The sequence below is a fragment of the Mycolicibacterium smegmatis genome, from assembly GCF_001457595.1.
GTDB lineage: Bacteria > Actinomycetota > Actinomycetes > Mycobacteriales > Mycobacteriaceae > Mycobacterium > Mycobacterium smegmatis.
Map to the genome: position 1 here is coordinate 4,646,537 of NZ_LN831039.1, position 24,223 is coordinate 4,670,759.

The following is a 24,223-nucleotide window of genomic DNA, read 5'->3' on the forward strand; positions in this document are numbered from 1 at the left end:
CGATTCCTTCGATGCAGGGCCCAGTCGCGGAGCCGTCGACAGTAGATCCGGCCACAGGTGATCGGACTCGAGGCGGCAGCCTCTCACCGTTGCGCGTCAGTTCCGGATTCGCACCGGATTCCCCTGAGGTCGGCCTTCCGCACTGTAACAGCAGCACTGCCGCCGGCAGGCCCCCCGGGTTTCCGCCACGGCGCTTCAAATTCGTGGGACCGGGAACTCCAGGAAGATGACTGCTGTACCTCCCGACCCCAATCCGGCCGATACGCCCGATCTGGAACCTGGAGGTGGCGTCGCTCCCTGTGCGACGCCACCGGATTCCGCGCAGACCTCAGGCCTCGGCGAACCCGCGCCCCGCCCGAAGCACAAGATCACCCCGACCGCCGCGGTGAGCGGGATCGGTCTGGTGTTGTTCCTCGCGTTGTTCATCGCGGCCGGCGTGTTGCTGATCCTCAACATGACCGGTGTATTCGACTGACTAGCGGGGTCGGCGCCACATCAGGGTCATCACCGGCCCGTCGTCGGGCAACCGCACCTCGCCGGTTACCTCGAACCCGAAGCGGGCGTAGTACGGGATGTTGTCGGGGTTGCTGGACTCCAGATACGCCGGTGCGTGTTCGGCGTCGACCTGCTCGAGGCGTGAGCGCATCAAGGCGTGGCCGTATCCGCCGCCCCGCACGACCGGGTCACTGCCGATGACCGCGAGATACCAATGGGGTTCATCGGGATGATGCTCCTTCATCAGGTCGACGACCTGCCGTCCACGGCTGAGGTGTCGCCCGAAGGCGAGCAGCAGCATCGGCAACATCCGCAGTTCTTCGGCGGGGGTCTGCTTCCAGCGGCCGGGCCCGTCCCACAGGGCCGCTGCCCCTACTCCGGTACCACCGACCCCGGTGCCGCCCACAGCGACGTCGGCGCCCCCGCCATGCAAGTGGTGATGACGTGTGAGGGCCGCGAACATGCGCGGCAGCGCCCGGGCACGACGCGCGGCGTCGGGTATCACCCACTTCGTCACCGGGTCGTCGGCAAAGGCGCGACCCAGGACCGCGGCGAGCGGAGCGACATCGAATTTCTGTGCGGATCGGACAGCGACGGCGGACACCCGCCCACCATCGCACATCAGGTCAAGAGCCGGATGCGGCCAGCCCGATACGGGAACGCACCGCGCCTCAACGCCCCTGCGTGATGTAGGCCTGCAGCTGTTGTTGCTCGGTCTCGAGTTCTTCCATCCGGGTCTTCACCACGTCGCCGATGCTCACGATGCCGGCCAACCGGCCGTCGTCGAGCACGGGGATGTGGCGGACCCGGTTCTGGGTCATCAGCACGTTGAGGTGGTCGACGGTGTCGCGCGGAGTGCAGGTCGCCACGACACTGGTCATGATCGACGACACCGGCTGCGCCAGCAGGCTGCTGCCACGCTTGTGCAGCTGACGGACCACGTCGCGCTCGGAGACGATTCCCTCGAGGCCGCTCTTCCCCATCACCACCATCGCGCCGATGTTCATCTCGGCCAGCCCCGCCAGCAGTTCGGTGACGGTGGCCTGCGGCGAGATGGTCACCACTGCGGTGCCCTTGTTCTTCAGCACGTCCGCGATCCGCATACCGGCCTCCGATCGTGATCTGCCTCACACTAGGCTAATGGGAGCCGGGTGACACGGAAGCCGATTCGACCGTTTGGTGCTCATTTGAGCATCCTCCGGCACCGGGTATCCAGGTGACCACTCCGAACGAAGGACCGCGGGCATGACCACCGGAAATTCTGTCCCCACCACCACGCTGGGTGACGATCTGTCAGTCAGCGCAATTGGTTTCGGAGCCATGGCGCTCACACCGGTGTACGGCGAGGTCGATGACGACGAGTCGCTGGCGACGCTGCACCGGTGCCTGGACCTTGGTGTGACTTTCATCGACACAGCGAACGTCTACGGCAGTGGCAACAACGAGAGGCTGATCGCCAAGCTCCTGGCAGACCGTCGCGACGAGGTCACCTTGGCGACGAAGTTCGGCATCGAGGGCAATCCGGCCGAACGTGCGTCCGGGAGTCCGAAGGTGCGTGGCGACGCCGAGTACGTACGCACCTGCATCGACGCGAGCCTGCAGCGCCTACAGACCGATGTCGTCGATCTCTACTACATGCATCGCCGAGACATGTCGGTCCCGATACAGGAGACCGTTGGCGCCATGGCGGAACTGGTCGCCGCTGGAAAGGTCCGCCACCTCGGGTTGTCCGAGGTCACTGCACAGGAGCTTCGGGCTGCGGTACGGATACATCCGATCGCGGCGGTGCAGAGCGAGTGGTCGATCTGGAGCCGCGATGTCGAGCGCAACGTCGTGCCGGCCGCCGCCGAACTCGGGGTGGGTTTCGTCCCCTACTCGCCGTTGGGCCGTGGATTTCTGACCGGCACTGTGCGCTCAGCTGCCGACTTGGAGTCGCCGAACGATTTCCGCAAGACGATGCCGCGCTTCGGAGCAGACTCCCTCGAGGCGAATCTGGCGGTGGTGGAGACGATCCGGTCGATCGCCGAGGCCGTCGAAGCCACCCCGGCGCAGGTGGCGCTGGCTTGGCTGCGATACCGCGCCGATGCATTCGGCGTCGCATCCGTGCCGATCCCTGGCACCCGTCGCGCTTCCCGGGTGCAGGAGAACGTCGAGTCCCTCGACGTGACGCTCACCCCTGAACAACTCGAATCGCTGGATGCGGCCGGCGCGACGGTTTCCGGTGACCGCTATAGCGATACGTCCTGGTTGTCAGTGGGTCGCGAGTGAGTCCACGGTCCAGTCGTTTCGCCCTGGCACAGGCAGGTCATGATGGGGGCGGCTTGTTCCGTTCGGAAAGGTAGGCCTGGTTGCGGGCGCGCTCGTTGTTGATCTGGCGGGCCCGCTGCGCTGCGCGGGTGAGCCGGCGCCGCGGCATCATCACGCCCCGCTGCCCTGAATCCGAACGTGGTGGGGGCGGTGGCAGCGCCGAGGTGGTGGTGTCCCACTGCGGAAACACCCACCGGCTGCCCGGCACGGTGATATGGGTGCGTCCGCTGGGCATCGTCCACACCACCCGGCCATCGGGCAACTGCCGATCGACAAAGCCCGCCCAGAAAGTCTTGACCAAATGGTGAATCCGACACAGACACTTGGTGTTCGACGCGTGCGTGGCCCCACCCGGGAACGGTTCCGTATGGTCGATATCGCAGAACTCCGCCGGGCGGTCACATCCCGGGAAGCGACACGTCAGATCCCGCATCCGCACAAACGCCGCCAGGCCCGCCGACGGCCGGTAACCAATCTCGGCGGCCACCGAAGGCTCGCGCAGCTCCTTGACCTTCGCCCCCGAGGCGATCAACTGGGCGACCCACGGTGCCGGCACGATCCCACCCCCGACGATCACCGCGGTGGCACGCTGCGGTGAGAATGCCGGCGCGCGTGCGGGCCCACCACCGGGCTCCGGCTCCGGCTCGGAAGTGGAGGCGGCCTCGGACTCGGCGTCGATGATGGGAATCGGGTTGCCCGCATCATCGCCGTTGACATAGGATCCGGCTTCGCATCGAGCACCGGCCGCTCGGCGAACACGTACACCATGGTGTTGGCCGCTCGCGGATCCGTCCCGGCGGCCGGGCAGTCGGGACTGGCGCACAGGCACGCCAGCCGATCCCCACCGACGGCAATCACGCCCATCGCATCCGAACGTCGCTGCCCCGCTGTCCGCGGATCATCGACGCAGACCCCGGCCACCAATTGCGCGATCCTCTTCAGGTACGCCTCTCTGTCGGTGACGAGCACTCGCCCGTATATCGATGCCGTCCCCGTCTCGTCATCCGGCTTACCGAACCGGACGTCACGATCCCGCGCCGCCTGCCTGGTGCGCCGCACCGCGGCCGGATCGTACTTCTCCAACAGGCTGTCGACACTGCGCTCCAACGCGACCACCGACATCGGCCCGAACTCATGAACGCGCGACGCCAGCTCTGCATCCACGACCGCCCACACCCGCGCATCGGTCACCAGCTGCGTCCGCCACGTCAACGTCTCCACCACCCGCGTACTCACCGCGCCCCGGGCGAACAACGCCGCCACCCGCGGCAATCGCTCACGCAACGCCTCGGCGATCCGCATCTCCTTGGACGCCGCCCGGTGCCCGATGTTCATCGCTGCGCCCACCTCAGCAGCCGTAGCGTCCCAGTCATCACAGGCCCACGACACCACCGCGTCCTCCGAGGGCGCCGCTCGACGCGATGCCAGTTCAGCGATGAACGCCAACCGCCGCGCCGCAGCCGCCGACTCCGCGCGCGACTCAACCTCGATACCGGCAACCAGTGCCTGATCGTCGAGGTCTTCGAACATACGTTCGATCATGCCAGAGGCCACCGACAAGCAGCGTGCCCGCCAAAGAGCCTGCCCGACTCGTCGGTTTCCGGCGTGTCCGATGGCCCGAATTGGTACCAAGGACAGCATGATCGAGGTCACCCTGCTGGGAACCGGAAGTCCCATCCCCGATCCCGACCGGGCCGGACCGTCGACGATGGTCCGCGCAGGCGGGCAGACGTTCCTCGTCGACTGCGGCCGTGGTGTACTGCAGCGACTGGCGGCCGCCGGGTCGTCAGCCTCGCAGCTCAGCGCGCTGCTCCTGACACACCTACACAGCGACCACATCGCCGATCTGGGCGACGTGATCATCACGCGCTGGGTGAGCACGTTCACCCCCGACGCCCCACCATTGCCGATCATCGGCCCGCCGGGAACCGCGGAGGTCGTCGAAGCCACGCTCAAGGCATTCGGACACGACATCGGCTACCGCATCGCCCACCACGACGACCTCACCGCGCCCCCACCGGTGGAGGTCCACGAACACACCGAGGGCGTGGTGTGGGATCGCGACGGTGTGGTGATCCGCGTGGGCCCCACCGACCACCGGCCCGTGACGCCGACGATCGCCTTCCGTGTCGAGCACGCGGACGCATCGGTGGTGGCGGCCGGTGACAGCGTGCCGTGCGCGACACTCGACGCCCTGGCCACCGGAGCGGGGGCCCTCATCCACACCGTGATTCGCAAAGACATCATCGAAACGCTTCCGCAGCAACGCATCCGCGACATCTGCGACTACCACTCGTCGGTGCAGGAGGCCGCGGCCACCGCGGCGCGGGCCGGGGTCGGCATCCTGATCCTCACCCACTACGTCCCGGCCATCGCCCCAGGCACCGAGGACCAGTGGCGAGAACTGGCGGCCACCGAGTTCGACCGGCAGATCGAGGTCGGCGCGGATCTGCACCGCGTGGAAGTGCACCCGGGCGTGTGCGTCAAGCCGGTCGGGTGATCAGGCCGGAGAGAGCATCTTGTGCACCGTGAGCGCAACGGTGATCGGCAGCAGGTGTTGCGGATCCCCGAGGTCCGCGCCGGTAAGGCGCTCGATCCGCTCAAGGCGGTAGTACAGCGACTGCCGTCGCAGGTGGAGCCGTTTGGCGGCCTCCGCCTTGCTGCCGTTGCAGGAGATCAGCACCTCAAGTGTGTGAATGAGATGCCCGCCCTTGTCACTGTCCGCCTCGAGCAGCACCCCGATCTGGTCATCGACGAACTGCCGCAACACCTCCCGGTCTCCGAAACCGTTGAGCAGACGCTGCAGTGACAGCTCCTGCACGCCGATCACCGGCTCGAAGAGATGCAGATCCTGCCCCAACGAGAGAGTTCCGTAAGTATCCGTCATCGCCCGCGGCAGATCGGCGACGTCCCGCACGACACGGCCGACCGCAACGCAGGCCTGGCGCTGACCGCGCAATGCCCCGTCGACCGCTCGGCGCACATCTTCCGCAAGATTCCGGGAACTCTCATCTCGGGGACGAGTGACCAACGCACACAACCGACCTGCCACCACACCGAAGATTCCGTGCCCGCACTGACGGATGGCGGCATCGACCATGCCCTCGGCGCTACGGACGCGATGCGTATCCACGGCGATGCAGACATATTCGTGGCCGGCAACCGGCAGACCGGCTGCCTGCATCCTGGCCTGGAGCACCCCCCTGGCGACCGATCGGTTTCCGACGAGTTGCTCGAGCAGGATCTGCTGAGTGCGCAGCGCACCCGCGAGATCTTTGTGTTCACGGATCAGACAGAGTCCGAGCACCGTCGGCGCCCGATCGAGCACAGCTTCACCGAGAAGCTCTGGGGCACCAGCGGTTCCGATAACCAGCCGCCCCCACGCGACCCCGTCCACCAACACCGGCGCATCAGCGCTCGGACCGTCACCCGGATGCATCCGGCCCGCCTCCGCGACCGTGCGCCCGGCGCGATCGAGCAACTGCGCCCAGGTGCCGAGCGAGGCGGCGACCTGTGCCAGAAGTTCCGCCAGCGACGCCCCCTTCGCCAACGCCACCGACAACGCGCGCGACGTCTCGTCGGCGTGCCGCAAGCGAACCACCGAACGGTCGATCAGTTCACTGTTCACGGTTTCGGCGACCTCCGTGAACCTCAGGGCCGGTTTCAACTCGACAATGGTCAGACCCGTATCGCAGGCCTCGTCGACCATTTCCTCAGGCACACTGGGAAAAGTCCGCCCGACTTCGAAAAGCAATGCGGCAATGCCGATCTCAGCGAGGCTGCGCACATATCGCCGACGCCCGGCGGCGTCGACGCTGACCAACCCGACACCGTTGGTCAACAACGCTTCACCACCTCGCAGCAGTGGGGCGATGTCGACAAGGTCCGCTGAATGCACCCAGCGCACCGGTACGTCGAGGGCGCCTGCCCCGCTGCGCACTACGGGCTCGGCGGGCCGCAGCAACGGGTGGTCGAGTACCTCTCGCACACTCAAGCTCATGGACAGAATGTCTCACAAATCAGCGCGGTTTTTCTGACAAAGCGTCCGTTGTCAGCAGGGTGCTGCGCACACCATTCTTGCCTCCACGACTTCGAACAGGAGAGTGATGGCTCCCGAGCAATCCCCCGAACAACCGACATCGGAATACGCCGGTGCCAACAGTTGGCGTGGCGACGCCGCCGCGGTCGCCATGCTGACCTTTGCCGTGGATGGCGTCACGCCCGTCCTTGCAGCGGGCCGCAGGCACGCCGACAATGCGATGGCGATAACGCACCAACAGTTCGACGCCAGGCGCGGCGTGCCGAGACTGTTGAGCATCCTCGACGAATTCGGCATCAAGGCAACCTTCTTCGTCCCCGGTCTGTCCGCAGAACTCTGGCCCGGCGTGGTCACGGCCATCACCGAACATGGCCACGACATCGCGCACCACAGCTATTCGCACCGCCCCGCGACCGGTCTCTCGGCGATCGAGGAGCGCATCGAATTCGAGCGCGGCTGCGAGGCTTTGGCCGCCCTGGGCATCAGTGCCAGTGGATACCGGTCACCGATGTGGGCCGCGACCTGGAACAGTGCGGAACTGGCAGTGGAGCACGGCCTCACCTACGACACGAGCCTCATGGACGACGACCGTCCCTACATCATCGAGACCGATCGCGGGCCCCTCGTGGAGCTGCCGCCGCACTGGTCGCTGGACGACTGGGAGCAGTATGCATACCTGCCCGAACCACACCTCGGCTACGTGATCGAACCACCGGAGAAGGCGCTGTCCTTGTGGACCGCCGAACTCGACGGCCTGCGCGAATTCGGAGGGCTGTTCCAGTTGACCGCGCACTCGTTCCTGTCCGGCCGGGCCGGGCGGGCCCGCAACCTCCGACGAATGATCGAAATCATCTGTGAGCGTGGCGATGTCGCGTTCATGACTGGAACTCAACTCCGCGACGCCGTACTGGCCGACCCGACAGTCGAACGCCGCAAGCTGGATCGTCTCACCGTCGACCCAGCCGTATATCCGAACTGGTGATTGGAGCGAACACGTGACCACACTCGTGACAGGCGGGCGAGGCTTCGTCGGCCGCCACCTCGTCAACCAAATGCTCGACGCCGGCGAGACCGTCGTCAGTTACAACCGCGACTACGCCGTCGACGACCGACCCGGGCTGACCGTGGTCCAGGGTGAATTGTTCGACATCCCCCGACTGGTCGACACACTGCAGCGGCACCGCGTCGAACGCATCATCCACACGGCAGGACAAAGTCACCCGGGCGTGTCCGTGGAACTGCCGGTCACCACGTTCGCGGCCAATGCCGAAGGCACACTGTCGGTTTACGAATGCGCACGCATGGCAGGTATCGCCAGGGTGGTCAACTTCTCATCCGAATGCGCACTGGGCAATCTCCGGCCCGACGGACTGCTCACAGAAGACGTCCGACCACAGCCGACAACGGTGTACGGGGTCACCAAGGTCACCGGTGAACTTCTCGGCACGGTCTACAACGACCTCTACGACATGCAGATCGTCTCGCTGCGGGTCACCGAGGTCTACGGCCCCGGCCTGTGGATGCCCAGCCTTCTCGGCGACATGATCCGCGCGGGACTGACCGGCCGAGAGTTCCGCCTGGAGTCCGGCGCCGACCATCCGTTCCAATTCGTGCACGTCGAGGACGTCGCGACCGCCGCTCGCCTTGCCGCCGCGGCGTCCCCCCTGACGCAACAGGCGTACAACATCTCCGGAGGGAGCCAGGTCACTGTCGCCGACACCGCCGCACTGGTGCAGAAATACCTGCCGGAAGCCAAGTTCGACATCGGGCCGGGATTTCTTCCGCAGTGGGACCGGACCGCCGAGTTCGACCTGACGGCGGCGTCACGAGATCTCGGCTACCGACCGGCCTGGGAGCTCGACCGCGGCGTCGAGGCACTCATCGAGTGGATTGCGGGAGGCGAGCGATGAGCGGCAGGCGCCGCGTCGCGGTGGTCACGGGCGCGGCGTCGGGCATCGGCCTCGCGACTGCTTCTGTCCTGGCCCGTGACGGCGCCGATGTGGCGTTGTTCTCACGCCCGCAGGACGATTTCGGCCCCGCCGAGCGCCTCGTCGCACAGAACGGCGGTCGCGCTCTCCCCCTGGGCCTGGACATCGGTGACCGAGAGGCCGTCACAGAGGCGTTCGACAAGGTCGAAGCCGACCTTGGGCCGATCGACCTGGTGCACAACAACGCGGGCATCTCGATCGTGGCACCCCTTGTCGAGACCACCGACGACATGTTCGATCAGCTGATCCGGACCAACCTTGCCGGATCCTTCTACACACTGCGCGAGGCGGCGCGCGTCATGCAGCCACGCCGGCGCGGCGCAATCGTCAACACCGCTTCCGAACTGGCCATCATCGGCCAGGCCGGCTACGTGGCCTATACCGCCACCAAGGGCGCAATCCTCGCGATGACGCGTAGTGCGGCGGCCGAACTGTCCTCGTGGGGGATCCGGGTCAACGCGGTGTGTCCCGGCACCACAAGGACGCCGATGTTCCTGGCCGAGTTCGACGGTGCCACCGACCCCGCGGCCGAGCTCGCCGACAACGAGGCGAGCGTGGCCATGGGCCGGATCGCCGAACCGCGGGAAATCGCCGAAGCCGTCGCGTTCCTGCTTTCCGATCGTGCCGGATACATCACCGGCACCCACGTGGTTGCCGATGGCGGCCGCACCACCTGCATCCCAGTCGGCACCATCGGCGTTGCTGCGCAACAACACTCATCGAAACGGTAGAGAGGCACCGATATGACCAAACCCGACGCACCGCCCGTCGAGCGCGACACCCGGACTCGGCTCGAACAGCTGGGCTACAAACAGTCCCTCAAACGCCGCCTCAACGTCGCCGAGGTTGTGGGATTGGCGATGGCGGACGTCTCGCCCACGATGGCCGTACTGTTCCTGTCCGCAGGCGTGTTCTTCGTCGGTGGCACCTTCTCGATCGGCGCGGGCTTGATCTTGTCGGCCGTCGTCGTGCTCATAGCCCTGTGTCTGGCTGAACTTGCCGCGATGTTCCCGATCGCAGGCGGCATGTACTCACTGGTGCAGAAGATCCTGCCGGGCCCGTTCGCCTGGGTCACGATGTTCAACTACCTGATTCAGGGAATCGTCATCCCGGCCAGCATCGCGCTGGGCATGGTCGCATTCTTGAAGGATCTGTTCCCCGCGCTCACGATGCCCGACCCTGTCCTGGCTGTCATCCTGCTGGCGGTCGCCACCGCCGTCGCACTCACCACGGTCGAGGTCGGTGCATGGGTGACCGCGATCATGGTCGTCGTCGAGTTGGCCGTCCTCGGCATCATCACGGTCGCCGCGTTTGCGCAGCCCCATCAGTCGATCGCCGAGGTGACCTTCCACCCGACGGTGCTCAGCAATGGCGAACTCATCGGCGTCGGCTTCGGGGTGATGCTCGCGACGCTGGCACCTGCCTTCAATGTGATCAACGGTTACGACGCGTCATTGGGCTTCGCCGAAGAACTCAAGGGCGGCGAGCGCAAGATCGGTAAGGCAGTTGTCATCTCTGCGGTCCTGGCCTGTGTGTTCATCATGGTTCCGCTGACCGCCGCGGTGATCGCCGCCCCCGACCTCAAAGAGTTCTTCGAAGCCCCCTCTCCGGTGGTGTATTCGGTGGAGGCGTCCCTCGGCTCGAAAGCGGGCGCCATCGTCGACATAGGCGCCACCATCGCTTTGTTCAACGGAATGCTGGCGCTGCTCATGTATTTCGCGCGCGGTGTCTACACCACTGGACGCGACCAGGCCTGGCCGCCTGCCGTCAACAGGTTGGTCGGCAAACTCAACCGCTTCCGCGCACCCGGCGCCGGGGTCATGGTGCTGGCTGTCCCCGCCGCGGTCCTGGTGTTCACCTCCGCGCTGAACTTCCTGATCCTCTTCGCCGGCACGGTGATCGCCGCGGTGTACTTCTGCATCGGACTGGCCGCGCTCTGGAGTCGCCGCAGCATGCCCGATGAGCCCCGGCCCTTCAAGATGCCGTTGTGGCCGGTGCCACCACTGATCGTCGTCATCTTCACCGGAGTCGCACTCGGCATGCAAGAGACCGACTATCTCATCGCCGAACTCATCTTGATCTGCCTGGCACTGGCGTGCTGGGCCGGATCGAAGCGATGGTCGCGCCCCGCCGCACGTGATCATGACGTCGACGCCTGAACGCGACACACCAGGAGAAATCGGGAAGGAGCCCCCCGTGGTCACCGAAACCAGGACCACCCTCTACCAGAACCTGACCTGGCCAGAGATTTCCGAGGCTGCGCACGACGGAACACCTGTCGTCATTCCCATCGGGGCCACCGAACAGCACGGGCATCACCTTCCGGTGTGCACAGACTGGGTGCTGCCCGAACGCATCCTGCTGGAGGCCAGCAGGCACCGGCACTTCCTGGTCGGCCCGTTCATCCCGTTCGGGTACCGGAGCAGACCGGGAAGTGGTGGCGGGCAGCATATCCCGGGTACGGTATCGCTGCGGGCGACCACCTTCATGTCCATGTTGGAAGATGTTCTCGGCGAACTGATCCGCACCGGGTTCACCAAGATCGTGTTGTACAACTGGCATTTCGAGAACAGCGGCTTCGTCTACGAGCCGGCGTTCATGGTCAGTGATCGGCACCCGGACGTGAAGATCGTCGTCATCGAGGATGTCAATCCGGAGTACACCCCTGAGCGGGTGGGACAGATCTGGCCGGACGAGTTCCCAGGTCTGGCATTGGAACACGCCGCGGTGATCGAGACCTCCTTGTGGATGCATCACTGTCCGGATCTGGTGCGCATCGGCGGCATCGCACCTGATCGCCCGCAACGTGTGGTCAACCACGATGTCCTCCCGATCGACCACAGGCTGTCCACCGCAAGCGGCGCGCTGTCCTCGCCGGTGCCCGCATCCGCCGACAAAGGCAAGCTGCTGACACAGTGGTTCGTCGAGCGGATCCTGAATGTGTTGGCGGACGAGTTTCCCACCACTGCCGGCGCAACAGGATGACCGCGGGCCCGATCGGGGCGGTGCCTGCCACCGAGGTCCCCAGATACGCAGGAAAAGCGACCTTCGCCAGGATCGCCGACATCCACGAAGTCGCCGACTATGACATCGCGATCCTCGGAGTGCCGTTCGATGGCGGAACGTCCTACCGACCGGGTGCCCGATTCGGGCCGATGGCCGTACGGCAGGCCGCCAGAACACTCCGCCCGGACTTCCACGTCGAGTTAGGTGTCGCACCACTGCGGACCGTGCAGGTCGTCGACGCCGGGGACGTGACGGTCACGCCATATGACATCGAGACCGCGTGCACGCAGATCCAGGCACACGCCACCGAGATCCTCGGCGGCGCCGACCGCAGGATCATCTCCATCGGCGGTGACCACACCATCGCACTGCCGAACCTACGAGCGTTGCACGCGGGTCACGGTCCGGTCGCCCTCGTACACTTCGACGCCCACCTGGACACCTGGGACACCTACTTCGCCGCGCCCGTCACCCACGGCACCATTTTCCGCAGAGCCTTCGAAGAGGGCCTCCTGGTCGAGGACCACTCGATCCACATCGGTATCCGAGGCCCGATCTATGACCGCGCGGACCTCGACGACGACGCCAGAATGGGGTTCCGGATCATCCGGGCGGGCGACCTGGACGTCGTCGGCATCGACGCCGCGGTCGACGCCGTGAAGCGTCGTGTCGGTGACACGCCGGTCTACCTGTCGGTGGACATCGACGTCCTCGACCCGGCGTTCGCCCCCGGGACGGGAACCCCCGAGTCCGGTGGACTGAGCGCTCGCGAATTGCTCGGCATGCTTCGGCGACTCAACGGCCTGAACCTGGTGGGCGCCGATGTTGTCGAGGTGGCTCCGGCCTACGACCACGCAGAGATCACGTCTGTCGCCGCCGCAACAGTGGTGTTCGATCTCGTTTCCCTGATGGTGAGAGGGTCCGGGTGAGCCGGGTGATCACGTCCGCCGTGAGTGCGGATCACGCGATGTGACATTGTCTTGCGTATCGCGTCTTCCTAATGTCGGGCGTATGCGGAGATTCGAAGGATGAGCCGGGCCCGGCGCAGTGACGGTCCGGTGATCGACATCCACTGTCATCGCGAATGCGGGCCGGCCGCCGAGTTCATGGCCGACGCCGCGCGGGCAGCGGGAAAAGTGGCGCTGGGACACGGCAATCCGACCACCCAGGCGGTGAACCGGCGCCAACTCGCATTGATCCGGCCCAAGATGGACTTCCTCGACGTCCGGCTCGCCGACATGGACCGCATGGGCGTGGACATCCAGGCGGTCGCGGTCTCGGTGTACCAGTACTACTACTGGGCCGACGCCGAACTCGGTGCCAAGGTCGCACGGATCGTCAACGAGGAACTCGTCGAGTCGACATCGGCACACCCCGGCCGGTTCCTTCCACTGGGCACCGTGCCGCTTCAGGACACCGAAGCAGCGATCGCCGAATTACGCTATCTGGCATCAGAACTCGGCATGCGCGGCATCGAAATCGGCACGCACGTCGAGGGTGAGGAGATCTCGAGCCCGCGGCTGGAACCGTTCTGGGCCGAGGTCGAGGCGCTCGGTCTCGTCGTCGTCATCCACACGCAGGGAGCCACGCACCCCCAGCGACTGGCAGACCACAATTTCGTGAACATCATCGGCCACGCGTTCGAGGCCACGCTGGCCACCGCGCATCTCATCTTCGACGGTGTCGTGGCGCGCCACCCCGATCTGAAGATCGTCGTCGTGCACGGCGGCGGCTACCTGCCCGCGTATGCCGGACGCATCGACCACGGCTGGAATGCGCGCGACGACGTCCGCGAAGGGGTTCCCGAACTCCCAAGCCACTATCTGCGCAAGTTCTACTTCGACACCATGGTGTTCGAACCCGACCAACTCGAATACCTCATCGGCAAGTACGGCGCCGACCACGTCGTCCTCGGCACCGACTACCCGTACGACATGGGTGACGACGATCCACTCGGGCTGCTCGGAGAAGTCCCCGGACTGGATCAGGCCAAGGTCGATCTCATCGCAGGCGGAAACGCCGCACGACTTCTGGGGTTGTTATGAGCACACCACTACCTGCGCACGGCTCCGTCGGGCTCGCGGTCATCGGATGCGGCACGGTCGGCAGGATCCGCGCGATGCTGGCACGGGAGTATCCCGGCATCGAATGGCTCGGTCTGTGCGACGTCGACGAGCAGGTCCTCAAGGACCTGACCGCCGACACCGATGCCGACTTCGCCACCACGGACATCACCGAACTGCTGGCACGGCCCGAGGTGGGCGCGGTCATCATCGCGACCGATGAACGCGAGCACGTCGATCCGATCCTGCGTTCGGTGGAACTGGGTGTCCCGCTGTTCATCGAGAAGCCACTGGCCACCGATCCGGCGGACTCCGCTCGCGTGCTCGCGGCGATCACCGATGCCGGCGTCGACGCCGTCGTCGGCTACACCCAGCGGTTCCGGCGACGATTCCAGACCGTCAAGCAACGCCTACGCGACGGCCAGATCGGTGATGTCACAACGGTCGTCACCCGGGCGTTCATGAATCGCATGGTCCCGGAGGCCACCCTGCGGAAGGTGACGGACACGACCAACCTCACCCCCATGGTGGTATCGGGCACCCACAGCCTCGACATGTGCATGTGGCTGCTGGAGGGCCGAAAGCCGGTCGAGGTGTATGCGCGCTCCACCGACCGCACCCTGGGCCCGATCGGCACCAAGGACGGTACGTCGGGGATCTTCACGATGGACGACGGCGTGGTGTTCAGCATGAACATCAACTGGGCGCTGCCGACGGTCTGGCCGGGCGCGGTGTACGGACTGGAGATCGGCATCGTCGGGACCCGCGGCGTGATCGACATCGAGGACACCCACCGCGACGTCATCCTCGCCTCCGAGATCGGGCAGCCTGCGGGATACAACAGCCGTGGATTCGAGCCACCCGCACCCCGGCACGTGGATTTCGTGGGCAGCTATCCCCCGGGCGACGTATCGGACGGCATGTTGTGGGGCCCGATGCGCGAGGAGACCACCACCTGGTTCGCCCGGATCTGCCGCGGTATCAACACACCACACGCCACCGCGGCAGACGGCCACGCCAACCTGATCCACACCATGGCAATGGATTTGTCCTCGCGGACCGGCCGCCCCGTTCCCCTGCCGATAGACCCCGGTGAACTCCTCGCCGGACTCAAACCCTGATTCGAAAGGACCCGGGCATGCGCCAGATCAATCTCGGAATCATCGGAACCGGTTGGTGCGGCGGCATCCGCGCCGTCACGGCGTCGCGAAGCCCACTCGTCGCCGATCTGCATCTCGCCGAGATCAACCCGGCGCGGAGGGCCGAGATCACCGGACTGACCGATCCGACGTACGTCACCGAGCATTGGCAGGAACTCGTCGAGAATCCGGGCCTCGACGCGATCGTCGTCTCCGCCACACCCGAGGACCTGCACTACCCGATGACGAAAGCTGCTCTGGAAGCGGGCAAGCACGTGCTTCTCGAGAAGCCCGTGGCCGTGACCCTGGCCGAGGCCGACGAACTCATCGCGCTGGCCGAGAGCGCCAACCTCAAGTTCACGATCGGTTACTCGCAGCGGTTCAACGACAAACAGGCCATGATCAAACGGGCCATCAACGACGGTACATTGGGGAACGTCACCAGCATCCTGCTGAGCCGCCACATCACACGATCGCTGGGCGCCAAGATCTCCTCGCGCACAAAGCTGTCCCCCGCTGCCATGGAAGCCACTCACGATCTCGATTTCGCGTTCTGGTGCCTTGAGCCACGCCGGCCCGTGCGGGTGTACTCGCAGAACGCCTGGGGCGTAAGGGCATCCACCCTCGGCTCACCCGACACCCAGTACCTGGTGGTGACCATGGACGACGGTGTGGTGGTGACGGTCGGCGCCGGCATGTCCCTGCCGCCGGGCTATCCGAACGCGTCGACGACCTGGATGGAGGTGATCGGCACCGAGGGCGCGGTGCTCGCCGACGCCAGCCACCGTGACATCGTGCTGAACACCGTGAGCAACGGCGTGCAATTCCCGTTGTCCACCATGCCCGGCGAATTCGTCGACCACGTGTACTCGGGGCCCATGGAACGCGAGACCACGCACTTCATCGAAGCCGTCGCCTGTGACCGCCCGGTCCTGGTGGAGGCACGACTCGCGCGCGTCACCATGGAGGTCTACCTGGCCGCCGATCTCTCCGCGCAGCGCAACGAAGTGGTGCACCTGCCGTTGTCCGAGGAGGACATCCTCCAGACGCAAGCCGAGACGGCCCTGAGCCGCGCATGACCGATGCGGCCGAGTGGTGGCCGGAACTGGCGCCGCGCATCGAGACGTCGCGCGCACCCAAACCGCCCGGCACCTGCGTGGACGCCCACACCCACCTGTCGGTGAAACCCGCTGCGGCACTCGCGAAACCATACTTCCGCCCCGAATACGAACCGCGGTCGCTGTACTCGTCGGAGGAGACCACGCGCTACAACGCCGAATACCGCGCGAGCCCACTCAACACCGCACAGTTCGAGGAGGCCGAGCAACGCCTGGCCGACATGGACGCCCAGGGCGTCGACATCCAACTGCTCGCGGTGCCACCGACCGAGTACTTCTATTGGCTTCCCGAAGATGAGGCGTTACAGGCCAACCGGATTCAACACGAACGCATCGCCGAGGTGGTGACGACATGGCCGACCCGGTTCGCCGGGGTGGCCAACGTCCCGATGAACTACCCCAAGCTGGCGGTGGAGACCCTGCGGGAAGCGCAGCGTGAGTTCGGCTTCCACGGCGTCGAGATCAGCGCCGACGTGCTGGGCCTGGATCTCGACGACCGGCGGTTCGATCCGTTCTGGGAGGCTGTCGTCGAACTGGACATGACGGTGATCCTGCATCCCCAGGGATTCACGCACGGCCAGCGGTTCACCGACTACTACCTGGTGAACGTCATGTGCATGCCGTTGGCCTCCACGCTGGCCGTGACGCGGATGATCCTCGGCGGTGTATGGAGGCGTCACCCGCACCTGCGCGTGCTGGTGGTGCACGGCGGCGGGTACCTGCCGTTCTACATCGCACGTACCGACCACGCCTGGCGGGTGCGGCCCGAACTGCGCCATCATCTCGACATCCCGCCGAGCGAGGTGCTGCGCTCGATCTATGTGGACACCAACGTGTTCGATGCGCGGATGGTCGAGCAACTCGTACGCGACCTGGGTGCCGATCACGTGGTGATGGGCACCGACTACCCGTTCGACATGAGCACGGTCGACCCGGTCGCGTTCCTCTCCGGAACACGAATGTCCGAGGATGACCGGGCACAGGTGCTGGGCGGCAACGCGATCCGCCTGTTCAAGATCGACGCGGCACCATGATGCGTGTTCCCGCCGCGACGCTCGAGCGTTTCGCCGCCGACGCCCTGCGCACGAGCGGCGTCGCGAGCGACCATGCCGACATCACCGCGCGCCGCCTCGTCGAGGCCGACATGCGTGGACGCACCGGGCACGGCCTGATCCGGCTGCCCTCCTACCTGTCGCGTATCCGGGCGGGCGGGGTGAACGTGCGTCCCGAGATCGCGGTGCTCCACGAGACACCGGTGTCCGCGCTGATCGACGGCGACAACGCACTCGGACAGGTGGTGATGACCAGGGCCACCGAGTTGGCCATCGAGAAGGCGCGACAATCGGGGCTGGCGTGGGTGGGCACCGTGCACTCGAATCATGCGGGCGCGGCCGGTCTGTACGCGCACATGGCCGCCGACGCTGGATGCGTCGGGATCTACCTCGCCGTGGCCAACGCCAACGGGATGCCGCCCTGGGGCGGGACGAACCCGCTGCTCGGCACCAACCCGCTGGCGATCGCGATCCCCACCACCTCGACCCCGTTCGTGCTCGACATCGCCACCACCACGGCATCACACGGCACCATCAAAGTGGCTGCCCGCGAGGGTCGCCCGATGCCCCAGGGGTGGGTCATCGACACGGCGGGCCGACCGATCACCGACCCGTCGAAAGCCCACGAGGGTTTCCTGGTGCCGATCGGCGGCTACAAGGGTGCCGGCCTCACCATCGCGATCGGCCTGCTCGCCGGCGTGCTCAACGGGGCCGCGTTCGGCGCCGACGTGATCGACCATCGCGTCGACGGGAGCACCCCGACCAACACCGGGCAGGCCGTCCTGGTGCTGCGCACCGACCTGTTCCGCCCAAAGCCCGTAGTCCTCGCGGAGCTCACACGTCATCTGGACGCGCTGCGCGACTCGGGCGCGATCGACGGTGGCCGCGTGAGGCTTCCCGGGGACGAGGCGGCCCGAATGCAAGCCGACGCCCAACGATTCGGCGTGCCGGTGCCGGACAAACTCGCCGCGCAACTGCGCGACGTGGCACGTGACACCGGAGTCGAGTCCCCCTTCTAGAGAGGACGACACATGAAACTCGCCACCTATCGGCGGCCAGGGGGCGCCCCCGAGATCGGTGTGGTCGACGGAGACAAACTGGTGCCGCTCACCGCCGAGGACGGCTTCCCGCCCACCATGGTGGAGTTCGTCGCACTTGGCGCCGAAGGTCTGCGTCGTGCGGCGAAGGTGGCGGCCACCGCGCCCCGTATCGCGGCCGGCACCGTCCGGTTACTGGCACCGATCCGTCCGCACAACAACGTGATGTGCGTGGGCAAGAACTACCATGACCACGCCGAGGAGTTCGCGGGCAGCGGTTTCGACGCCAGCCAGAAACAGGTGGTTCCCGACATCCCGGTGATCTTCACCAAGGCGCTGTCGTCGATCGTCGGTCCGGGTGACGAGGTCCGCGTGAGCGATGACCCCACGCACACGAGCGATTACGAGGGCGAACTCGCGGTGGTGATCGGCGAGGGCGGGCATCGGATCGCCGCGGCGGATGCGTTCGCACACGTCTACGGCTACACCATCGTCAACGACGTCACGATCCGCGATCTGCAGAAGCGCCATGTGCAGTTCTTCATCGGCAAGAGCGCCGCCACCTACGGTCCGATGGGTCCGGTGCTGGTGACCGCCGACGAGATCGGCGACGTGAACGCCTTGCGGGTGCAGACCCGGATCAACGGGGAGTTGCGTCAGGACGCACCGCTGGCCGACCTGATCTTCGACATCCCCACGGTGATCGAGGCGATCTCGGCGGCGGTGCTGCTGCAACCCGGCGACGTGATCGCCACCGGCACACCGGCCGGTGTGGGCATCGGGTTCACCCCGCCGCGTTTCCTGTCGCCGGGCGACCTCATGGAGGTCACCGTCGACGGCATCGGCACGCTGTCCAATCCTGCTGTGTAGCAGGCAAAACAGCGTGCCGTGCGCCACCCGGTGCGGATCAGGAGACGGCCAACGCCCCGATGTCTTCGAAGGTCTTGAACACCTCGGCCTTGGTGACGGCCACGTCGGCATCGGCCGGATCACGCGGGAACGGCAGCGTGAGCTTGATGTCGTCGGCAAGGCGACCGCCCTTGGCGAACACCAGGATCCGGTTCGACAGCTCGACGGCCTCGCCGACGTCGTGCGTCACGAAGACCACGGTCTTGCCGGTCTCGGCCCAGATGGTGTGCAGTTCGCGCCGCAGCGTGCGCGCCGTGATCGCATCGAGGTGGCTGAACGGTTCGTCCATGAACAGCACATCGGGTTCGGTCGCGAAAGCGCGCGCGATGCCCACGCGCTGCTGCATGCCGCCCGACAGTTCCCCTGGGTACTTGTCCCCTTTGTCGCCGAGTTGCACCATCTCCAGGTAATGCCGGCACCGCGCACGTGTATCGGGCGAGCGGTCCTTCTGGACGAACAGCATGTTGTCCATCACGCTGCGCCACGGCAGCAGCCGGGCGGCCTGGAACACGTAGCCCGCGCGTGCCGGCCTGCCGTTCTCCGTGATGCTCACCCGGCCGCTGGTGGGCGTCTCGATGCCGCTGAGGATGTTCAGCAGCGTCGACTTTCCGCACCCGGACGCCCCGACGATCGATACGAAGGCGTGCCCGCTGATGCTCAGGTTCACGTTCTCCAGCGCGATGACCTTGTCGGCGCCGAGTCCGAATTCCTTGTGCAGGTTGGTGACAGAGATTTCAGCCACGGTCGTTTCTCCTGTCGTTGTCGGGCGCGCCCGGCGCCGTGGATGGGGGTTGGTCGTCGTTGGGGCCCTGGGTCACCAGGGTGATGCTGCCCAGCGCCGCGCTGGTGGTGGTGGCGCCGGTCTCGGCCGCCGCGACGGCGGCCTGGGCGGGAGCGTCGAAACGCTCCTCGACCACGTCGACCGCATCGATCGCCGGGCGCCACTTGAACAGGCGCTTCGACAACTGGTCGAACATGAACTTCTCGAAGATCAGCGCGAAGATGACGAACAGCAGTGCATATCCGATGACGCCGTAGGCACGGTGCGCGTCGTACCAGAACTTGATGGTCCAGCCGGCCCCGTCCTGACCACCGAACACCTCGGCGACCACCAGGCCCTTCCATCCGAGGGCGAAACAATACCGTGCGGCGGCGAACAGGAACGGCAACAACGACGGGATCAGCACGTGGCGGATCACGCGGTCGCGCGGCACGCCGAACGCGCGCGCCATGTCGTACAGATCCGTCGGCGTGTTCCGTACGCCCTCACGGACGTTGATGATCACGAACGGAACACCCGTCAGCACCACGGTGACGATCGGTCCGACGTCACCGAATCCGAAAGCCAGGCTGCAGAACAACGCCCACGCCAGGTTCGGCATCGCCAGGATCGCGACCACCCAGTCGTTGAAGAACGCGTCGACCGCTTTGGACAGGCCCATCGCGATGCCGATGACGGTTCCGATCACCATCGCGATCAGCATGCCGATGCCCAGCCGCTGCAAGGAGATCCCGAACGTCACGTACATGTTGTGCGGCGCCAGGGTGTCACCCCGCAGCTCGTCGGCCATGAAACCGAACACCTGCCACGGTGTGGGCAGGACGTCCACCGCGAACGGCCAGATGGTGGTGACCGCCTTGATCGCGGCCAGCCAGAACAGCAGGCACACAACCGGGAACAGCAACCGACCTGCCCACGAACTGCGCATCAACCACTGCCAGCCCGTGGTGAGGGCCGAGGGGCGCTCGTGGGCACCCACTTCGGAACGCGTCAGAACGCTCATGACTTCAACTCCCCTCGCCAGGCGAAGAACCGGCGTTCGAGGGATTCCAGCACCACCTTGTCGAGGAACAGCGCGAGGACGTAGAACGCGAGGATCCAGGTGAGGAACTCGTCGAGCCGGAACAGCTGTGTGGCGGTGCGCATCTCGAACCCGATGCCCTGGGAGGCCGCGAACACCTCGGTCAGCACCGTCACCTTCCACGCGATCGAGAATCCGAACCGCACTCCGGTGAAGATGAACGGCGCGAGGTGCGGTACGACGATGTGGCGGTTGCGTTTCACCACCCCGACGTCGAACGACCTGCCCATGTCGATGAGATCCTTGGGCAGCGATTTGATGCCTTCGGCGATGTTCACGGTGATGAGCGCGAACGTGGTCAACACGATCGCGATGATCGGTCCCGCGGTGCGGTTTCCGAAGATTATCGCGGTGATCAGGGCCCAGATGAGCCCAGGTGTCGTGACACCGATGGTGACCGCGTCGCGGAAGAAGCCGTTGAGAAACCGGTTCTGCATGAGGATGCCGATGGCCACCCCCACCACGAACGCGATCGCGAAACCGACCGCGATCCGCGACAGCGTCGTGGCGAACGCCCCGGGCACCTCACCGCTGGCCCAGAGTCGGCCGAACGTCTCGAACACCGTCGACGGCCCGGGCAGTAACCTCTCGTCCATCAGGTTGCCCGACGCGAGCTCCCAGATGCCGAGGAAGAACACGTAACCGGCGATCCGCCAGCCCCACGTCGTGATGCGGTCTCTTCGCTTCGCCGCGCGGACGATGTCCTCTTCGCTCGTCCGCGCGGGGACGTTCGGGGGTGACTCCAAGGTGGTTGACACAAGTCGCCTCTCGTCTATCGATGAACTCGTCGTGTACGGGTCACGAGGTCTTCGCCGCCTCATAGCGCGGGGTCGGGGCGTCGGGGGCCAGATAGTTCGCGTTCGCGGGGTTGAGCTGCTTCATCAGGTTCCAGATCTCGGTTTCCGCCGGGATCCAGGCCGGGTCGAGCGCAACCTTGTCGACGAACCAGTTGTTGTCGCCGGACATGAATTGGATGAGCCAGTCGATGTCCTCGGAGCTCTCCACCGAGAAGTGTTGCGGGTACTTGCGAATCACGTCCGCTTTCTGCTCCTGGAACATGTCGACGCCCTGCTGCCAGAGGTCGAGGAACTTGATCGCGAGGTCGGGGTGCGCGTCGTACCACTCCTCGGTCGCGGTGAAGGTGTTGCCCACGACGTGCAGCTGGTCGTCGCTGTTGGGTGCGAACTCCTTGTACAGCTGGAACGGCAGCTCACCGCCGTACATGATCTCGAGCTCACCCTTGCGCAGCTGCGGCACGGCTGCCTCGGGAATGACAGCCGCGGCTTCGCAGTCACCGCGCAGCAGGTTGGTCGGGTTCACGAAGTGGTCGTTGACGAGAAGATCGAAATCGCCGCCGCCGACGCGGTAGTCGAGGCCGTGCATCTGCTGGGCCAGCACGGTCCAGAACGCGGTGTTGGAGGTGGGGCCGGACACGCAGATCTTCGAGCCCTTCGGGATGTCCTCCAGCGTCTCGTACGGATCGCCTGCCCGTTTCAGCATCGGGACCCGCTGGTAGTTGTATTTGCCGAAGGTGACGGTCTTGATTCCGGTCTGTTGTTCGAGAACCGGGACTTCCTGCGTGGACATCGAGACGATGTCTCCGTGCCCGCCGGCGAAGTAGGTGAACTCGTCCCACGTCGAGCTGGTCTCGATCCGGATGTTGTTCTCCTGCTCCCACTTGGCCCTGGTTCCCGAATCGGTCAACAGATCCCATACCGGATCCGGTGCGAACGCGAACCTGATGACCTGCGGTCCGCCGGACTCCTGCTCGCCGGATTTCCCGCATCCCACGAGCGCCGTCAGCGCGAGTGCCGCGGCCCCAGCCACACACGCCGCTTTCCTGGCCGCTTTCTTGACCTTCACGGTGGTCCTCCTTCATGCACGACAGATTGTGACGCGTGCCACTCAGTACAGTGCCAGCTTTCGGATTGACCTATGTCGGCGTCCGTGAATTTCGCCAGCGGTGGGTGTCGCGGCCTGTGACGTGCACCGAATCCGTCCGGCCACGGTGACGAAAGCCGTGATGTCGGCCCGAGAAATTCGATCTGACCGCCACTGATCCGGGGCGCCCACTCACCTTGACTGGACGTGCCTGTCCCTCGCGACCCGGAGGATCCAATGCGACTCGGCTACTTCGCAATGCCCCTGCACCCAGTCGGCCGACCCTGGTCGGAAACCCTGCGTGAGGACCGGGAGGCGGTGATCCTGGCCGACCGGCTGGGATTCCACGACGCGTTCATCGGCGAGCACCTGACGGACCGCCACGAGAACATCACCAACAGCCTGGTGTTCCTCGCGACGCTGATCTCCGACACCCGGCAGATCCGTCTGGGCACCGGGACCACGAACCTGTCGCAGCAGCACCCCGTGCTGGTCGCCGCCAACTCTGCGATGTTCGACCACCTCGCCGACGGCCGGTTCATCCTCGGCATCAGCGCCGGCGCGCTGCCCTCGGATGCCGAGGCACTCGGCATCCTCGACCAGGACCGCAACGCGATCTTCGCCGAGGCCATCGATGTGATCACCGCGATCTGGGAATCCGAGCCGCCCTACTCCCTGGTCCGCGACGGCGGCCGGTTCTCCGTGACGACCGAGAAGACCTACGACCCCGATCTGGGGGTGGGAATCCTGCCCAAGACCCTGCAACAGCCGCGACCGGAGATCGTGGGCACCGTGGTGGCCCCGTTCTCCAAGGGCGTGATCACCATGGGGGCCCGGGACTTCCACCCTCTGTCGGCCAACTTCCTGCTGCCGCAGTGGGTTTCCACGCACTGGCCAAATTACGTGCAGGGCAGGGAATCGGTAGGGGCGCAGGCCGACACCGCTGACTGGCGGGTGGCCAGGACGGTGTTCGTCGCCGACGATGCCGCGGTGGCCGAGAGCTACGGCCGCGACGATCCCCGTAGCCCGTACCGCTACTACTACTCCAAGATGCTGACCAAGATGCGCAAGATCGGTCGCCTCGAGCTGTTCAAGACGCACCGCGAACAACCCGACGACGAGGTCACCCTCGATGGCGTGCTCGACCAACTGGTCATCACCGGAACCCCGGAGGCGGTGGCCGACCAGTTGCGGCGGTTCCAGGAAGAGGTCGGCGAGTTCGGTGAGCTCGTGTACGCGGGACTGGACTGGGTGGATCCCGATCTGGCGCGACGGTCCATGGAACTCATGGCCGAAAAGGTCATGCCGATGGTGAACGCGGGCTGAC

25 protein-coding genes are annotated in these 24,223 nt (G+C 65.8%); 16 read left to right on the forward strand and 9 right to left on the reverse strand.

Annotation, left to right across the window (positions count from 1 at the left end):
• Window positions 1-226: 226 nt before the first annotated feature.
• Window positions 227-475, forward strand: coding sequence for a DUF6480 family protein (locus AT701_RS22255; protein WP_058126604.1), 249 nt, complete (start codon window positions 227-229; stop codon window positions 473-475).
• Here the strand turns inward: AT701_RS22255 and AT701_RS22260 are convergent, their stop codons facing one another.
• Both AT701_RS22260 and AT701_RS22265 read right to left on the reverse strand, forming a co-directional pair.
• Window positions 476-1,099 (reverse strand): GNAT family N-acetyltransferase, encoded by a 624-nt coding sequence (locus tag AT701_RS22260; RefSeq protein ID WP_011729926.1) that lies wholly within the window; start codon window positions 1,097-1,099, stop codon window positions 476-478.
• A 67-nt stretch (window positions 1,100-1,166) separates the two neighbouring features.
• Window positions 1,167-1,598 carry a CBS domain-containing protein gene (locus tag AT701_RS22265; protein ID WP_058126605.1) on the reverse strand — a complete coding sequence of 144 codons (432 nt, stop codon included), beginning with the start codon at window positions 1,596-1,598 and terminating at the stop codon, window positions 1,167-1,169.
• A 142-nt stretch (window positions 1,599-1,740) separates the two neighbouring features.
• Here AT701_RS22265 and AT701_RS22270 point away from each other — a divergent pair, with 142 nt between their 5' ends.
• On the forward strand, window positions 1,741-2,763 hold the full coding sequence (locus tag AT701_RS22270; protein WP_011729928.1) for an aldo/keto reductase: 1,023 nt from the start codon (window positions 1,741-1,743) through the stop codon (window positions 2,761-2,763).
• A gap of 37 nt (window positions 2,764-2,800) precedes the next feature.
• Here AT701_RS22270 and AT701_RS36030 read toward each other — a convergent pair whose 3' ends face one another.
• Together AT701_RS36030 and AT701_RS36035 are read right to left on the reverse strand one after the other, a co-directional pair.
• A complete protein-coding gene (locus AT701_RS36030; protein ID WP_306672519.1) occupies window positions 2,801-3,358 on the reverse strand; it encodes an HNH endonuclease signature motif containing protein in 558 nt (185 codons plus the stop codon).
• 17 nt (window positions 3,359-3,375) lie between these two features.
• On the reverse strand, window positions 3,376-4,344 hold the full coding sequence (locus tag AT701_RS36035; protein WP_328586931.1) for a DUF222 domain-containing protein: 969 nt from the start codon (window positions 4,342-4,344) through the stop codon (window positions 3,376-3,378).
• Between the two features lie 97 nt (window positions 4,345-4,441).
• Between AT701_RS36035 and AT701_RS22280 the strand changes: the two genes are divergently transcribed.
• Window positions 4,442-5,302 carry a ribonuclease Z gene (locus tag AT701_RS22280; RefSeq protein WP_058126606.1) on the forward strand — a complete coding sequence of 287 codons (861 nt, stop codon included), beginning with the start codon at window positions 4,442-4,444 and terminating at the stop codon, window positions 5,300-5,302.
• On the opposite strand, the gene AT701_RS22285 is transcribed toward AT701_RS22280, so the two are convergent.
• Window positions 5,303-6,802, reverse strand: a complete 1,500-nt coding sequence (locus AT701_RS22285; protein WP_081319558.1) for a PucR family transcriptional regulator — start codon at window positions 6,800-6,802, stop codon at window positions 5,303-5,305.
• 106 nt (window positions 6,803-6,908) lie between these two features.
• Here AT701_RS22285 and AT701_RS22290 point away from each other — a divergent pair, with 106 nt between their 5' ends.
• The 12 genes from AT701_RS22290 (at window position 6,909) to AT701_RS22345 (ending at window position 19,114) form a co-directional block, all read left to right on the forward strand.
• On the forward strand, window positions 6,909-7,823 hold the full coding sequence (locus AT701_RS22290) for a polysaccharide deacetylase family protein (RefSeq protein ID WP_081319559.1): 915 nt from the start codon (window positions 6,909-6,911) through the stop codon (window positions 7,821-7,823).
• 13 nt (window positions 7,824-7,836) lie between these two features.
• Window positions 7,837-8,751, forward strand: a complete 915-nt coding sequence (locus AT701_RS22295) for an NAD-dependent epimerase/dehydratase family protein (RefSeq protein WP_058126608.1) — start codon at window positions 7,837-7,839, stop codon at window positions 8,749-8,751.
• Window positions 8,748-9,560 (forward strand): SDR family NAD(P)-dependent oxidoreductase, encoded by an 813-nt coding sequence (locus AT701_RS22300; RefSeq protein ID WP_058126609.1) that lies wholly within the window; start codon window positions 8,748-8,750, stop codon window positions 9,558-9,560. The genes AT701_RS22295 and AT701_RS22300 overlap by 4 nt, the downstream gene beginning before the upstream one ends.
• 12 nt (window positions 9,561-9,572) lie before the next feature.
• Window positions 9,573-10,988, forward strand: a complete 1,416-nt coding sequence (locus AT701_RS22305) for an APC family permease (RefSeq protein ID WP_058126610.1) — start codon at window positions 9,573-9,575, stop codon at window positions 10,986-10,988.
• 37 nt (window positions 10,989-11,025) lie between these two features.
• The gene (locus AT701_RS22310) at window positions 11,026-11,814 is read left to right on the forward strand and encodes a creatininase (protein ID WP_081319718.1); all 789 of its coding nucleotides are present in this window, start codon (window positions 11,026-11,028) and stop codon (window positions 11,812-11,814) included.
• Window positions 11,811-12,764: an agmatinase gene (gene speB, locus AT701_RS22315; RefSeq protein ID WP_058126612.1), complete on the forward strand. Its 954-nt coding sequence runs from the start codon at window positions 11,811-11,813 to the stop codon at window positions 12,762-12,764. Before AT701_RS22310 ends, speB begins: the two co-directional genes overlap by 4 nt.
• A gap of 99 nt (window positions 12,765-12,863) precedes the next feature.
• A complete protein-coding gene (locus AT701_RS22320; RefSeq protein WP_058126613.1) occupies window positions 12,864-13,880 on the forward strand; it encodes an amidohydrolase family protein in 1,017 nt (338 codons plus the stop codon).
• Window positions 13,877-15,019: a Gfo/Idh/MocA family protein gene (locus AT701_RS22325; protein WP_036453450.1), complete on the forward strand. Its 1,143-nt coding sequence runs from the start codon at window positions 13,877-13,879 to the stop codon at window positions 15,017-15,019. The genes AT701_RS22320 and AT701_RS22325 overlap by 4 nt, the downstream gene beginning before the upstream one ends.
• A gap of 17 nt (window positions 15,020-15,036) precedes the next feature.
• Complete coding sequence (locus AT701_RS22330; RefSeq protein WP_058126614.1) at window positions 15,037-16,116, forward strand: Gfo/Idh/MocA family protein; 1,080 nt, start codon at window positions 15,037-15,039, stop codon at window positions 16,114-16,116.
• A complete protein-coding gene (locus AT701_RS22335; protein ID WP_058126615.1) occupies window positions 16,113-17,189 on the forward strand; it encodes an amidohydrolase family protein in 1,077 nt (358 codons plus the stop codon). The genes AT701_RS22330 and AT701_RS22335 overlap by 4 nt, the downstream gene beginning before the upstream one ends.
• Window positions 17,186-18,226 carry an Ldh family oxidoreductase gene (locus tag AT701_RS22340; RefSeq protein ID WP_081319560.1) on the forward strand — a complete coding sequence of 347 codons (1,041 nt, stop codon included), beginning with the start codon at window positions 17,186-17,188 and terminating at the stop codon, window positions 18,224-18,226. Before AT701_RS22335 ends, AT701_RS22340 begins: the two co-directional genes overlap by 4 nt.
• A gap of 12 nt (window positions 18,227-18,238) precedes the next feature.
• Window positions 18,239-19,114, forward strand: coding sequence for a fumarylacetoacetate hydrolase family protein (locus AT701_RS22345; protein ID WP_058126617.1), 876 nt, complete (start codon window positions 18,239-18,241; stop codon window positions 19,112-19,114).
• A gap of 37 nt (window positions 19,115-19,151) precedes the next feature.
• On the opposite strand, the gene AT701_RS22350 is transcribed toward AT701_RS22345, so the two are convergent.
• From AT701_RS22350 to AT701_RS22365, 4 genes are read right to left on the reverse strand one after another with little or no spacing between them, the layout of a single operon-like run.
• Window positions 19,152-19,895, reverse strand: a complete 744-nt coding sequence (locus AT701_RS22350) for an ABC transporter ATP-binding protein (protein ID WP_058126618.1) — start codon at window positions 19,893-19,895, stop codon at window positions 19,152-19,154.
• Window positions 19,888-20,937, reverse strand: a complete 1,050-nt coding sequence (locus tag AT701_RS22355; protein WP_058126619.1) for an ABC transporter permease — start codon at window positions 20,935-20,937, stop codon at window positions 19,888-19,890. The genes AT701_RS22350 and AT701_RS22355 overlap by 8 nt, the downstream gene beginning before the upstream one ends.
• Window positions 20,934-21,773, reverse strand: a complete 840-nt coding sequence (locus AT701_RS22360; RefSeq protein ID WP_157892574.1) for an ABC transporter permease — start codon at window positions 21,771-21,773, stop codon at window positions 20,934-20,936. The genes AT701_RS22355 and AT701_RS22360 overlap by 4 nt, the downstream gene beginning before the upstream one ends.
• Window positions 21,774-21,813: 40 nt before the next feature.
• Window positions 21,814-22,878 carry a substrate-binding domain-containing protein gene (locus tag AT701_RS22365; RefSeq protein WP_058126621.1) on the reverse strand — a complete coding sequence of 355 codons (1,065 nt, stop codon included), beginning with the start codon at window positions 22,876-22,878 and terminating at the stop codon, window positions 21,814-21,816.
• Between the two features lie 276 nt (window positions 22,879-23,154).
• Here AT701_RS22365 and AT701_RS22370 point away from each other — a divergent pair, with 276 nt between their 5' ends.
• On the forward strand, window positions 23,155-24,222 hold the full coding sequence (locus AT701_RS22370; RefSeq protein WP_233032010.1) for an LLM class flavin-dependent oxidoreductase: 1,068 nt from the start codon (window positions 23,155-23,157) through the stop codon (window positions 24,220-24,222).
• Window position 24,223 lies beyond the last annotated feature (1 nt).